General features: G+C 72.2%; 11 protein-coding genes. 3 read left to right on the top strand and 8 right to left on the bottom strand.

Annotation, left to right across the window (positions count from 1 at the left end):
* Positions 1–45: 45 nt before the first annotated feature.
* The 5 genes from BJ971_RS04840 to BJ971_RS04820 form a co-directional block, all read right to left on the bottom strand.
* Positions 46–732 carry a gamma-glutamyl-gamma-aminobutyrate hydrolase family protein gene (locus BJ971_RS04840; RefSeq protein WP_184990190.1) on the bottom strand — a complete coding sequence of 229 codons (687 nt, stop codon included), beginning with the start codon at positions 730–732 and terminating at the stop codon, positions 46–48.
* A 252-nt stretch (positions 733–984) separates the two neighbouring features.
* Positions 985–1749 carry a 3-oxoacyl-ACP reductase gene (locus BJ971_RS04835; RefSeq protein ID WP_184990188.1) on the bottom strand — a complete coding sequence of 255 codons (765 nt, stop codon included), beginning with the start codon at positions 1747–1749 and terminating at the stop codon, positions 985–987.
* 10 nt (positions 1750–1759) lie between these two features.
* Positions 1760–3121 carry an aldehyde dehydrogenase family protein gene (locus tag BJ971_RS04830; RefSeq protein WP_184990186.1) on the bottom strand — a complete coding sequence of 454 codons (1362 nt, stop codon included), beginning with the start codon at positions 3119–3121 and terminating at the stop codon, positions 1760–1762.
* Positions 3122–3157: 36 nt separating this feature from the next.
* Entirely contained in the window at positions 3158–4504 is a 1347-nt protein-coding gene (locus tag BJ971_RS04825; RefSeq protein ID WP_184990177.1) for a glutamine synthetase family protein, read from the bottom strand.
* A gap of 70 nt (positions 4505–4574) precedes the next feature.
* Positions 4575–6098: an amino acid permease gene (locus BJ971_RS04820; protein ID WP_184990175.1), complete on the bottom strand. Its 1524-nt coding sequence runs from the start codon at positions 6096–6098 to the stop codon at positions 4575–4577.
* Positions 6099–6785: 687 nt separating this feature from the next.
* Here BJ971_RS04820 and BJ971_RS04815 point away from each other — a divergent pair.
* Positions 6786–7172 carry a MerR family transcriptional regulator gene (locus BJ971_RS04815; RefSeq protein ID WP_184990173.1) on the top strand — a complete coding sequence of 129 codons (387 nt, stop codon included), beginning with the start codon at positions 6786–6788 and terminating at the stop codon, positions 7170–7172.
* 47 nt (positions 7173–7219) lie between these two features.
* The gene (locus tag BJ971_RS04810; protein WP_184990171.1) at positions 7220–7882 is read left to right on the top strand and encodes a DUF998 domain-containing protein; all 663 of its coding nucleotides are present in this window, start codon (positions 7220–7222) and stop codon (positions 7880–7882) included.
* On the opposite strand, the gene BJ971_RS04805 is transcribed toward BJ971_RS04810, so the two are convergent.
* Genes BJ971_RS04805 through BJ971_RS04795 form a run of 3 tightly spaced genes read right to left on the bottom strand, consistent with a single transcriptional unit; the run spans position 7879 to position 11607 of the window.
* Positions 7879–8463 (bottom strand): TetR/AcrR family transcriptional regulator, encoded by a 585-nt coding sequence (locus BJ971_RS04805; protein ID WP_184990169.1) that lies wholly within the window; start codon positions 8461–8463, stop codon positions 7879–7881. The two genes, BJ971_RS04810 and BJ971_RS04805, sit on opposite strands and share 4 nt — an antisense overlap.
* 4 nt (positions 8464–8467) lie before the next feature.
* Entirely contained in the window at positions 8468–10612 is a 2145-nt protein-coding gene (locus tag BJ971_RS04800) for a YhgE/Pip domain-containing protein (RefSeq protein ID WP_184990167.1), read from the bottom strand.
* Positions 10609–11607, bottom strand: a complete 999-nt coding sequence (locus BJ971_RS04795; protein ID WP_184990165.1) for an ATP-binding cassette domain-containing protein — start codon at positions 11605–11607, stop codon at positions 10609–10611. The genes BJ971_RS04800 and BJ971_RS04795 overlap by 4 nt, the downstream gene beginning before the upstream one ends.
* A gap of 113 nt (positions 11608–11720) precedes the next feature.
* On the opposite strand from BJ971_RS04795, the gene BJ971_RS04790 reads away from it, so the two are divergent.
* A complete protein-coding gene (locus tag BJ971_RS04790; protein ID WP_239087549.1) occupies positions 11721–12704 on the top strand; it encodes an LLM class F420-dependent oxidoreductase in 984 nt (327 codons plus the stop codon).
* The last annotated feature ends 5 nt before the right edge of the window (positions 12705–12709 follow it).

The raw sequence follows: 12709 nt of genomic DNA, 5'->3' as shown, positions 1-12709 counted from the left end.
CCTTTGCCTGCTTGAACCTGCGTATCGGCTACCCCCGGCCGTTCCTTAGCCCCCGGCGGCGGCCACCAGGGCGCCGAACAGCCGCTTGTCGCGCGTCACCTCCGGGTGCCACTGCACGCCGAGCACGAATCTCCGCGCCGGATCCTCGACCGCCTCCGGGGTGCCGTCCTCTGCCCGGCCGGTGATCGTCAGCGAGCCCGGATCGTCGACACCCTGGTGGTGGAAGCAGTGCACCCGGGTGTCCTCGCCCATCAGGCCGGCGATCCGGCTGCCCTCGGTGAACCGGGCCTCGTGCATCCCGTAGACGCCCGGCGCGGGCCGGTGCCGCTCGTGCCCGAGCACGTCCGGCAGGTGCTGGTGCAGCGTGCCGCCCGCGGCGACCGTCAGCAGTTGCATGCCCCGGCAGACGCCGAGGATGGGCAGGTCGCGGGCCAGCGCGGCGCGGGCCAGCAGCATCTCCCCCGAGTCCCGGTCCGGCCGGGAGATCGTCAGCGGTCCCGGCTCGGCGCCGTACAGCTCGGGGCCGAGGTCGGCGCCGCCGCTGAGCACCAGCCCGTCGAGCACCCGCAGCACGTCGGCGTCGAGATCGTCGGGCGGGATCAGGACGGCCCGGCCGCCGGCCTGGGTCACGGCGGCGTCGTAGTCGTGCGGCACCAGGGTGGTGGGCAGTTCGTGCCAGACACCCCAGGTGGCGGGCTCCACATAGGTGGTGATGCCGATGACGGGTCGCATGATTCCACGGTATCCAGGTCCGGTTATGGATCAGGTCGCCCGAGCGGATGACGCGGACGCCGAACCGGCCGCGTCCGCGCACCACTCGGGTACCGGGTGCGCGGCGCCCGCCCCGGAGGACGAACGCCGCGACCGGGCCCTCCGACCCGCCAGCGCAGCGATTGCAGCGTGCAAAAGCGGAGATACGGCCCCTACGCCCGGTGTGAGCCGGGCGTACCGGGTTCGTTCCCCGTGTCGTCGATCGCTAAACCGTTACAGCGGTGTCACATAGGCGCCGGTGATGCCGCCGTCGACGACGAACTGCGAGGCGGTCATGAAGGACGCGTCGTCGCTGGCCAGGAACGCCACCGCCGCCGCGATCTCCGCGGGCTCCGCGAACCGGCCCATCGGCACGTGCACCAGGCGTCGCGCCGCACGCTCGGGGTCCTTGGCGAAGAGCTCCATCAGCAGCGGCGTCGCGACCGGGCCGGGGCAGAGCGCGTTGATCCGGATGCCCTCCCGGGCGAACTGCACGCCCAGCTCACGGGTCATCGCGAGCACGCCGCCCTTGCTGGCCGTGTACGCGATCTGCGACGTCGCCGCGCCGAGCAGCGCCACGAACGACGCGGTGTTGATGATCGAGCCCTTGCCCTGACGCTGCATGTGCGGGATCGCGTACTTGCAGCAGAAGAAGACGCTCGTGGTGTTGACCCGCAGCACGCGCTCCCACGCGTCCAGGCCGGTGACCAGGATCGAGTCGTCGTCCGGCGGCGAGATGCCGGCGTTGTTGAAGGCGATGTCGACCCGGCCGTGCCGCTCGGCCACCCCGTCGAAGAGCGCCCGGACCGCGTCCTCGTCGCTGACGTCGCAGGCGACGAACTCGCCACCCACCTCCTCGGCCGCGGCCTTGCCGGCGTCCGCCGAGATGTCGACGCAGACGACCCTGGCACCCTCGGCGGCGAAGCGCCGCGCGGTGGCCAGTCCGATGCCGCTACCGGCGCCGGTGATGACGGCGACCCGATCCTGCAAACGTTCCACAGATGACCTCTCAGCTGTCCGTCGAGATGAAGACGTTCTTGACGTCGGTGAACGACAGCAGCGCGTCGGGGCCCAGCTCCCGGCCGAGGCCGGACTGCTTCATGCCACCGAACGGCGTCCAGTAGCGCACCGACGAGTGTGAGTTGACGCTGAGGTTCCCGGTCTCGACACCCCGCGAGACGCGCAGCGCCCGGCCCAGGTCACGGGTCCAGATCGAGCCGGAGAGGCCGTACTCGGTGTCGTTGGCGAGCCTGACCGCCTCGGCCTCGTCGCGGAACGGCAGCACCGAGAGCACCGGCCCGAACACCTCCTCGCGCCAGTGCGGGTCGGCGGTCGAGTGGGCCAGCAGCACGGTCGGCGGGAACCACCAGCCGTCGCCGGACGGCGCCGAGCCGGCGAACGCGACGTCGGCGCCGTCGGTGTAGGACGCCACCGTCGCGCGCTGCTCGGCGGAGATCAGCGGGCCCATCTCGGCCGTCTCCAGCGCGGGGTCGGACACCCGGAACGCCTTGACCGCCGGCTCCAGCAGCCCGAGGAAGCGCTCGTAGACCGAGTCCTGCACGAGCAGCCGGGACCGGGCGCAGCAGTCCTGGCCCGCGTTGTCGAAGACGCTCGCCGGCGCACTCGCGGCCGCGCGTTCCAGATCGGCGTCCGCGAAGACGATGTTGGCGCTCTTGCCGCCCAGCTCGAGGGTCACCCGCTTCACCTGGTCGGCGCAGCCCGCCATGATCGACTTGCCGACCGGGGTCGAGCCGGTGAAGCAGACCTTGCGCACCAGGGGGTGCGTGACGAAGCGCTGCCCGACCACCCGGCCCTTGCCGGGCAGCACCGTGAAGACGTCCTCGGGCAGGCCGGCCTCGAGCGCCAGCTCGCCGAGGCGGATGGCGGTCAGCGGGGTCAGCTCGGCCGGCTTGAGCACCACGGTGTTGCCCGCGGCGAGCGCGGGCGCGAAGCCCCAGCCGGCGATCGGCATCGGGAAGTTCCACGGCACGATGATGCCGACCACGCCGAGCGGCTCGTGGAATGTGACGTCGAGGCCGCCGGCCACCGGTATCTGGCGCCCGGACAGCCGCTCCGGCGCGCCCGCGTAGAAGTCGAGCACGTCGCGGACGTTGCCCGCCTCCCAGCGCGCGTTGCCGACGGTGTGGCCCGAGTTGCGCACCTCCAGCCCGGCGAGCTGCTCGATGTGCGCGTCGACCACCGCGGCGAAGCGCCGCAGCAGGCGCGCCCGGTCGCCCGGCGCGACCTGGCGCCACGAGAGGAAGGCGCGGTGCGCCCTCTCGATCGCGGCATCGGTCTCGTCGGGGCCGTTGGACGGAACCGTCTGGAACGCCGCGCCGGTCGCCGGATTGATCACCACTGTGCTGTCCACCCGCCACCTCCCCCGATGATCATCACACGCCGCGGGTCAGAGCCGCTCGAAGCCACGGCGGAGCTCCCAGTCGGTGACCGCGGCGTCGAACGCGGCGACCTCGACCTTCGCCATATTCGTGTAATGGGCGACCACGTCGGCGCCGAAGGCCTCCGCCGCGACCGGGCTCAGGTCCCACAGCTCCAGGGCGTCCCGCAGCGTGCCGGGCACCCGCGGCGCGGCGGCGTCCTCGTAGGCGTTGCCCCGGAACTCCTCCTCCAGCTCCAGCTCGTGCTCCAGCCCGTGCACCGCGCCCGCGACCAGCGCGGCGATCGCCAGGTAGGGGTTCACGTCGCCGCCGGGCACCCGGTTCTCCACCCGCATGCCCTGGCCGTGCCCGGCCATCCGCAGCGCGCAGGTGCGGTTGTCGACGCCCCAGCGCAGCGCGGTCGGCGCGAACGAGCCCGGCTGGTAGCGCTTGTATGAGTTGATGTTCGGCGCGAAGAGCAGGCTGAACTCGCGCATGGTGGCGAGCAGGCCGGCCATGACCCGCTGCCCGGTGACGCTCAGGTGCGCCGGCCCGTCGCCGAGCATCGCCGAGCGGCCGTCGGCGCCGCGCAGCGAGAAGTGGATGTGGCAGGAGTTGCCCTCGCGCTCGTTCGGCTTGGCCATGAAGCTGAGCGCCATGCCCTCCTGCGCGGCGATCTCCTTGGCCCCGTTCTTGTAGACGACGTGGTTGTCGGCGCAGGTCAGCGCGTCCGCGTAGCGGAAGGCGATCTCGTGCTGGCCGAAGTTGCACTCGCCCTTGGCGCTCTCCGGCACCAGGCCGGCGCCGTACATCTCGTTGCGGATGCGGCGCAGCAGCGGCTCGACCCGGGCGGTGCCGAGCAGCGAGTAGTCCACGTTGTACTGATTGGCCGGGGTGAGCTGGCGGTAGTTGCGGTTGAAGGCCTGCTCGTAGCTGTCCTTGTAGAGCACGAACTCGAGCTCGGTGCCCGCGAACGCGGTAAGGCCGTGGTCGGCGAGCCGGTCGAGCTGCCGGCGCAGGATCTGCCGGGGCGACGCGTAGACGGCGTCGCCGCCGGTGGTCTCCAGGTCCGCGAGGACCATGGCCGTGCCGGGCTGCCAGGGCACCCGGCGCAGCGTGGCGAAGTCGGGCCGCATCACGAAGTCGCCGTAGCCGCTGCTCCACGACGACATCGCGTAGCCGTCGACGGTGTTCATGTCGACGTCGACCGCGAGCAGGTAGTTGCAGCCCTCGCTGCCGCCCGTGACGACCTCGTCCATGAAGAAGCGGCCGTGCAGCCGCTTGCCCTGGAGCCGCCCCTGCATGTCGGTGAGCGCGAGCAGGACGGTGTCGATGCTGCCGTTCGCGACGGCGACGTCCAGGTCCTCTAATTCCATAGCAGAAGTCCTATCGCATGGGGCCGACGTTTGGGGGCCGAGCCGGCAGGCCCGGCCCCCGCGTGCTGAGTCATTCGGTCGGCAGGGTCGGCTCCCCGTGCGCGGCCTTCTCGATCAGGTTCGACTTCGGGCCGGTGAACCACTTCCGGGCGCTCGCGAACCACCAGATGGTGGCCGCGCCGACCACGGCCGCCACGGCGACGATCGTGTAGTTGAACGTGGTCGCCGTGATCGGGCTGGCCGTCGGCAGGACGAACAGGACACAGATGACGACGACCCAGACGATCGCTATCCAGCCGACCGGCGCGCTCCACTTGCCGAGGCTCCACGGCCCGGGCTGGAACTCCGGGTTCAGCCGGCGCAGCAGCACGGGGCCGACGTAGGCGATGTACAGCCCGATGACGGCGATGGAGGTGGCCGCCAGGTAGGCGGTGGTGTTCCACAGCGACGGCAGCACCAGCAGCGAGGAGATCGCCACGCAGAGCCAGATCGAGTTCGTCGGGGTGCCGGTGCGGGGGTTCACCTTCTTCCAGATCGAGGAGCCCGGCAGCGCGCCGTCGCGGGAGAACGCGTACGCCATCCGCGAGTTGGCGGTGACCGAGGCCATGCCGCAGAACCACTGGGCGACCATGCAGATGAAGAGCAGGAAGGTGCCCGAGTTGTGGCCGACCGCGTCGATGAAGATCTGTGCGGGCGGCAGACCGAGCGCGGTCGTCCGCGCGGTCTCGTAGTCCTGGATCGACCAGGTGATGGCGACCAGCAGGACGAAGCCGGCGATCACCGAGACCACCACGGAGAGCACGATGCCCCGGGGAGCCGCCCGCGCCGCGTCGTGGGTCTCCTCCGCCACGTGCGCGGAGGCGTCGTAGCCGGTGTACGTGTACTGGGCCATCAACAGGCCGATGAGGACGGCGTAGACGCCGGCGCCGGCGAAGGTGAAGCCGGTCTCGTTGCGTACCTCGAAGAACACCTCGGAGATCGGCTTGTGCTGGTCGGGCAGCACGGTGAGCATCACCACGATGACCGCGACGCCGATCAGGTGCCACCAGGCGCTGACGTCGGAGAGCAGCCGGACCAGGCTCACGCCGAACGTGTTCAGCAGGCCGTGCACCAGGATGATGATCAGGAAGATCACGAAGGTGCGGGCCTTGGTGACCTCCATGTCGAAGGTCAGGCTGAGGAACGCCGCGGTGGTGATGGCCGCGCCGAAGTCGATGGCCGCGGTGACGGCGACCTCGCCGAGGAAGTTGAACCAGCCGATGAACCAGGCCCAGGCTGCCTTGTTCTTCCTCGCGAGCGCGGCCGCCCACCAGTAGAGGGCGCCGGCCGTCGGATAGGCGGAGCAGACCTCGGCCATCGCGAGCGCCACGAACGTGACCATGATGCCGATGAAGAGCCAGCCGAGGGTGATGGCCAGTGGCCCGCCCGCGGTCATCGCGATGCCGTACGACGTGATCGCACCGGCCAGAATGGAAATGATCGAGAAGGAGACCGCGAAGTTGGAGAAGCCGGACAGTCGGCGGTGCAGTTCCTGCTGGTAGCCGAGCTGGGCGAGTCGTTCTTCGTCGGTACTGGGTGCAGGGTTAACGCTCATTGCGACTCCCTTGACCGAGGGGCAGCTGTGACCTGGGCCACTGCTGTTCGGTGATGATCTACCCGTAGCGTTACGGCCGTCAATGAGCTGCGTTAATTGTGTTGCCCGGCGCGGAGCGCAACCCGCACACTCGTAGACATGTCAGGGCATCGGAACGCGGAGCGCGGCTCATCCCGCCAGAACTCCCGCGCGGCCCTGCCGGTGTTCTGACCGCTGCGCGCAGCGGCCGGGCCCTCGGCAGGCTCGGCGAACACCCGGGGCGCCTCCGGCGCCCCACACCCGCGGCGACGCGGGGCGCGGTCACCTCTCTCTCGACGCGGCATCGCGCTGCGCCATGCGCCCGCCCCGCATCGCCGCCCCATTCGCCCTAAAAATCTACAGCGGCGAGGCTAGAAATTCGCAGGTGACCGGCCTAACATGGGGGAGGTCGGCAACGCACAGCCGACACGCAACTGGCAAGGACGCTGAGTTGGTTAAGGAGGACGAGATACCGCAGCAACGCGTAATCGCAACGTCCCCGACCCGACAAGAGGTGATCGCAGCCGATGCCCATCACTCAGCCCGTCCGCTAGCGGCACGCAGGCGGATGGACGGCGCCGACGACGGTCGGCCGCAGAATTGAACAGCCAGGGCCCCGGTAACCCGCCGGGGCCCTGGACTGCGTCCACGGCGTTGACGAAAGGAAGCATGGGTACCGCGTTCGACGACGCCGACTTCCCGGCGTACACGATGGGTCGCGCCGCCGACATCATCGGCGTGACGCCGGCCTTCCTGCGCAGCCTGGGCACGGCCGGCCTGATCGAGCCGGAACGCTCCCTCGGCGGCCACCGCAGGTACTCCCGGCACCAGCTCCAGCTGGCCGTCCGGGTCCGGCAGCTGCTCGACGAGGGCATCCTGCTGACCGCGGCGTGCCGCATCGTAATGCTCGAGGACCGGCTGGCGGCGGCGCACCGCCGCATCGTCGCCCTCGGCGGCACCCTCACCGCCGACGACGACGCCGACCTGCCCACGCAGACCCACCCGGCCGTCTACTATCCGTCGGCCCGCCAGGACCTCTCCCCCTCGACGTCCTGATCGACCCGCCGACCGGGCCGTCCCCGCACCGGCGTTAGCGTGTACGCATGCCGCACCGCACCGTCCCCGCCGCGTGGCTCGAATCGCCCGCGGCCGAGCGTGGGCAGGGCGGCTCCGCCGTCGCGGCGGTCGCGGGGTGCGCGAGCCTCGTCGGCGTACTGATCATGCTGTTCGCCCTGGTCGCCGCGCCCGGTTCGTGGCTGCTGGGCTACATCAGCGAGGCCGGCACGCCCGGGCTGCCGCTCGCCGCGCCGTACCGGGCCGGGCTGGTCCTGCTCGCCGCCGGCGCCGGGCTCCTCGGCCTCGCCCTGCGGCGGCGGTCCCGCCTCCTCGCGCCGCTACTCGGCGCCGCCGCCTTCGCCGCGACCTCCGGCGTCGTGCCGTGCAGCAGCGGTTGCCCGCTGCCGCCCTTCGAGCCGACGACCGCCGGCGACGTGGTGCACGCGGCGGCCACCATCGTCGCGGCGGTGCTGGCGCTCGGCGCGATGGTCACCGTCGCGCTCTGCCGCGCCCTGCGCCCCGCCGTCCGCCGGCTCGCCACCGCCGCGGCGGCGCTCATCGTGCCGCTCGGCGCCGCCCTCGGCGCGGTCATGCTGCTGGCCGGCCGCGGCCCGGCGAGCGCCACGCTGGAACGGCTCGTCGTGCTCGTCGGTGTCGGCTGGATCGTCGGCACCTCCCTGCTGACGGCGCTGGCTCCCGATCCGGCCTAGGCCACCCGGCGGACCAGGCCCAGCAGGGACCGCTCGACGTCCTCGATCGGGCGGTCCGGCTGGAACACGAGCCAGTCGACCGCCACGACCAGGCCGACCCCGAACAGCGCCGACGCGGCCACCCGGACGTCGAGGTCGGCCGGCAGGTCACCGGAGTCGACGCCGGCCCGGACGGTCTCCGCGATGGTCCCGATCGCCTCCTCCCGCAGCAGCACCAGGGTCTGCTGCCACTCCCGGTTGGTGCGCCACATCTCCGAGAGCAGCAGCTGCGCGAACGACCGGTACCGGCGGATGTACTCCAGCTGCGCCCGGATCAGGGCCGCCACCGCGTCCCGGGGCGGCAGGCCCTTGACCGCCGCACGGAAGTCCTCGGTCAGCAGGCCGATGCCGTGCCGGAGCAGCTCCTCGAAGAGCGCCGTCTTCGAGGCGAAGTTGTAGTAGACGGTGCCCTTGGCGACCTTCGCCCGCAGGGCGATGTCGTCGACCGTCGTCGCCGAGAAGCCCTGCTCCGCGATCAGCTCCACCGCCGCCTCGAACAGGCGCTGCCGGGTGTCCTCGCGCCTGCGGGTCCTACCGTCCACGTCGTCAGATCACCAGCTCCGGATGCAGGGCGGACGGGGTCAGGCGGCGGGCCCGGCCGGCGACCGCCACGGTCAGTGCCAGCGCGCCGAGCGCGAAGCCCAGCAGCACCAGCGCGCCCCTGCTCACCGTACCGGCCGAGCCGCCGTCGATCGCGTGCCGGAGCGCCTCGACGACGTATGTCATCGGCAGTAGCGGGTGGGCCGCCTGGAAGAAGGCCGGCGAGGTCTGCACCGGGTAGGTGCCGCCCGAGGACGTCAGCTGCAACATCAGCAGGGCCAGCGCGACGACCCGGCCGGCCGCGCCGAGCGCGGCGCCGAGCAGCTGCATGATCGCGGCGAACGTCGTCGCGGTCAGCATCATCAGCCCGAGGGTGACCAGCGGGTTCACCGGGCTCAGGCCGAGCCCGAACACCACCACCGCGAAGAGCAGCACGGCCTGCGCCAGCCCGACCGCCACCGCTGGCAACAGGCCGGCGAGGGCGACCCGGTACGCGGGTGCGGCCGAGACGACGTACCGCCGGTTCAGCGGGCGCAGCACCATGAAGCTGATCATCGCGCCGACCCAGAGGGCCAGGGCCAGGAAGTACGGCGCGAAGCCGACGCCGTAGGTGGCGGCCGGGTGGCGCACCGTCCGATCGAGACCGACCGGTTCGCTCAGCGCCTCCGCCCGGTCCGAGGTGTCCTCGCCGTACCCGGGGATCTGATCCGCCCCGTCCGCCAGCCCGGAGGCCAGCTCGGCGGCGCCGCCCTGGAGGTCGCCGATGCCAGTGGCGAGCTGACGGCCACCGGTGGACAGCCGGTCGAGCCCGCCGTCGAGGCGACGAGCGCCGGAGGCCAGCTGGTAGATGCCGCCGCGCAGGTCGGTGGCGCCGGCCGCGGCGTCGGCGGTGCCGTTGTTCAGCCGCTGCGCGCCCGTCGCGAGCTCGCCGAGGCCGGTGGCCAGGTCGTCGATGTTCCGGCGGGCGGAGGCGACGTCGTCGGCCAGGCGCGGCGCCGCGTCGGCGACCTTGCGCGCCGTCACGGCGACGTCGTGCAGGCGCTCGCTCAGCCCGTCCAGGTCGGCGGCGCGGATCGTGGACTGCACCCGCTTCGCGGCGGCGACCAGCTCACCGGCGGTCGCGCGCGCCTCGCCGATCCCGGCGGTGTCGTCGGGCAGCCCGTCCAGGTACGCCTTCAGCTGCTCGGCGCGCTCCACCGCGTCGTCGGCGGCGGCGCTCAGCTTGCCGACGTTGCTGGCGAGCAGGTCGGCGCCGTCCGCGGCCTTGTTCGCGGCGTCCTCGATGCGCTTGGCGTTGTTACGCAGCATCGGCTCGATCCGGTCGGCGGCGGTGTCGACCGCGGTCGCCAGCCGCTTGCCGCCGTCGGCGGCCTGTCGCGTGCCCGAGGCGAGCTGCGCCGCGCCGGACTGCAGCGAGGCCAGCCCGTCGGCGAGGTCGCCCGCGCCGCGCGCGGCGCTGCCGAGGCCGCCGGAGAGCTGGCCTGCCCCCCGGCTGGCGTTGTTCAGCCCGCCCTCGAGCCGGTCGGCGCCCGTGCTCGCGTCGGTCAGGCCGTCATCGAGCTTCCCGGCGCCGTCGGCGGCCTCCTGCGTCTGCTTCTTCAGATCGGTGAAGCCGATGAGCATCTTGTCGAAGTAGCCGGCCTGCGCGCTCTGCGCGGCGGCGACCCGCACCTCCTCGAAGGCGGTACGGGAGAAGACGCCCGAGAGGTAGTTCGTGGCGTCGTCGCTGAGGACGATGAGCTGCGCGGACTTCGGCACGGCGTCGGCGTCGGGCCCGGTGGTCAGGTTGGCGGAGAAGTCACGCGGGATGCGCAGCGCGATCTGATAGCTGCCGTCGGCGAGGCCGGCCTCGGCGCCGCGCGCGTCGGTCACGTGCCAGTCGAAGACCTCGCGCTCGATCAGCTCGTCGGCGAGGTCCCGTCCGGCCTGGACCTTGGTGCCGTCGGTCGCGGTGGCCTGGATGTCCTCGACGACCAGGGCGGCGGGGATGTGGTTGAGGTGGCCGTAGGGATCCCAGAAGGCGTAGAGGTAGAGCGCGCCGTAGAGCAGCGGGATGACGGCGACGACGACGAGGGCGGCCGCGGGCAGCCGGCCCCGGAAGAAGCGGCGCAGCTCGAAGCCGGCGAGCCGCACACTGGAAAACCTGGTCATGACTTCTCCCCACCCCGCGCGTCTTCGTCTTCCACGACCACTTCGCCCTCCACGACCGCCCCACCCACCCCGGCGCCAACCAGCTCCGCCTCGACCGCCTCGCCGTCCACCAGCTCCGCCTCCGCGTCAACCGGCTCGGCGTCAACCAGCTCGGCATCCACCGGCTCCGCGTCCACCACCTCTGCGTCTACCGGCTCCGCGTCAACCACCTCTGCGTCCACCGGCTCCGCGTCCACCAACGCCGCGTCAACCACCTCCGCGTCCACCAGCGCCACGTCCACCGGCTCCGCTTCGACGACCTCCGCCTCGACCAGCTCCGTTTCGACCGGCTCTGCTTCGACCGGCTCTGCTTCGACCGGCTCTGCTTCGGCCTCCGGCAGGGCTGCCGCGGCCGGCTCGCTCTCCGCCGGCGGCTGTTCGGCGGCGGGGCCGCCGCCCAGGCGTACCGACGTGGAGACCCGGGCCGGATCGACCTCCCGGGCGGTCACCAGGACCGCGATGCCGTCGGCGGCGATGTCGTCGAGCAGGCCCCAGAGCGCCTCCGACTCCCGCCGGTCCAGCCCCTCGTCCACCCCGTCGAGCGCCACCGCCCGCGGGTTCTCCAGCCGGGCCAGCACCAGCCCGAGCACGTGACGCTGATAGGGGCTGAGCTCGAAGCCCTTCAGCGCCGGGTCGAGACCCAGCAGCGGCACCGCCGCGGCCTCCCGCGGCGACCGGCCGACGAGCAGCAGCCGCTCCCGGACGTGCTCCAGCACCGTCAGCACCGGCTCGGGCGAGGTGACCTCGGGCACATAGCCCAGCGCGGCCGAACCCACCACGCGCCCGGCCGACAGCCTGAAGCGCCGGGCGAGCGCGAGCAGCACCGTCGTCCGGCCGCTGCCCGGCGGCCCGACGATCGCGACGATCTCGCCCGGTTCGGCGGCGACGTCGAGGTCGCGGAAGAGCCATCGGCGGCGGCGACGTACGCCCGCCCCGGTCGCGGTCAGCACCGGCATCAGACACCCAACTTTTAAGACTGACTGGTCAGTTCAAAAACTTACCGCCAGACGCCCGTCGATGGCTGCACCTCGTGGTGGACCTCACGGCCGGGACAGGGCAGTATCGGGACATGTCGACGCGATGGGGCATGACCGTACCGCTGGGCGGGGTTCCGCTGGCCGATCACGCCGCGGTCTTCGCAGCCCTGACCGACGCGGGCTTCACCGACCTGTGGAGCTCCGAGGTGGCCGGCACCGACGCCTTCACCCCGTTGACGCTGGCGGCCGCGTGGCAGCCGCGGGCGCGGCTCGGCACGGCGATCACCCCGGTCTTCACCCGCGGCCCCGGGCTGCTGGCGATGACCGCCGCCGCGCTGGCCGAGGCCGCGCCCGGCCGCTTCCAGCTGGGCATCGGCGCGTCCTCACCGGTCGTGGTCGGCGACTGGAACGCCGCCGACTTCACCAGGCCGTTCGCCCGCAGCCGCGACATGCTGCGCTTCCTGCGCGCCGCCCTGGCCGGCGAGCTGGTCGACCAGGAGTTCGAGACCTTCCGGGTGCGCCGCTTCCGGCTCGAGCGGCCGCCTGCCCTGCCGCCGGCGCTGCTACTCGCTGCGCTGCGGCCCGGCATGCTCCGGCTGGCGGCGGCCGAGGCCGACGGCGTGATCCTCAACTGGCTGGCCGCCACCGACGTGTCCAGGGCACTGACCGAGGCGAAATCGGACCGGCCCGGCTTCGACGTGGTCGCACGCATCTTCGTCTGCCCGACGCGGGACGCCGACTACGCGCGCACCGTCGGCCGCCGGATGATCGCGGCCTACCTGACGGTGCCGGCCTACGCGGAGTTCCACCGCTGGCTGGGCCGCGAGGCGGGGCTGGGTGCGATGTGGACGGCATGGGCGGCCGGCGACCGCCGCGGCGCGCTGGCTGCGATCCCGGACGAGGTGGTCGACGAGCTGATCGTGCATGGCTCGCCCGAGGAGTGCCGCGACCACGTCGCCACCTACGCGGAGGCCGGCGTCAAGGTCCCGGTAATGGCCCTGGTCCCGACCCCAGAGCTGGAGAACGCAGACCCGGCCACCCTCACCGCACTGCTCACAAAGCTCGGCCGACCCTAGAAGAG

It is taken from the genome of Amorphoplanes digitatis (assembly GCF_014205335.1).
Classification (GTDB): domain Bacteria; phylum Actinomycetota; class Actinomycetes; order Mycobacteriales; family Micromonosporaceae; genus Actinoplanes; species Actinoplanes digitatus.
Note: the sequence above shows the minus strand (reverse complement) of the source record. Positions and strands in the feature narration are given on the sequence as shown.

Excerpts from the sequence above, each read along its gene's own strand:
- BJ971_RS04840 (WP_184990190.1), bottom strand. The coding sequence starts at position 732 with ATGCGACCCGTCATCGGCATCACCACCTATGTGGAGCCCGCCACCTGG.
- BJ971_RS04825 (WP_184990177.1), bottom strand. The coding sequence starts at position 4,504 with ATGGAATTAGAGGACCTGGACGTCGCCGTCGCGAACGGCAGCATCGAC.
- BJ971_RS04820 (WP_184990175.1), bottom strand. The coding sequence starts at position 6,098 with ATGAGCGTTAACCCTGCACCCAGTACCGACGAAGAACGACTCGCCCAG.
- BJ971_RS04815 (WP_184990173.1), top strand. The coding sequence starts at position 6,786 with ATGGGTACCGCGTTCGACGACGCCGACTTCCCGGCGTACACGATGGGT.
- BJ971_RS04810 (WP_184990171.1), top strand. The coding sequence starts at position 7,220 with ATGCCGCACCGCACCGTCCCCGCCGCGTGGCTCGAATCGCCCGCGGCC.
- BJ971_RS04800 (WP_184990167.1), bottom strand. The coding sequence starts at position 10,612 with ATGACCAGGTTTTCCAGTGTGCGGCTCGCCGGCTTCGAGCTGCGCCGC.
- BJ971_RS04795 (WP_184990165.1), bottom strand. The coding sequence starts at position 11,607 with ATGCCGGTGCTGACCGCGACCGGGGCGGGCGTACGTCGCCGCCGCCGA.
- BJ971_RS04790 (WP_239087549.1), top strand. The coding sequence starts at position 11,721 with ATGTCGACGCGATGGGGCATGACCGTACCGCTGGGCGGGGTTCCGCTG.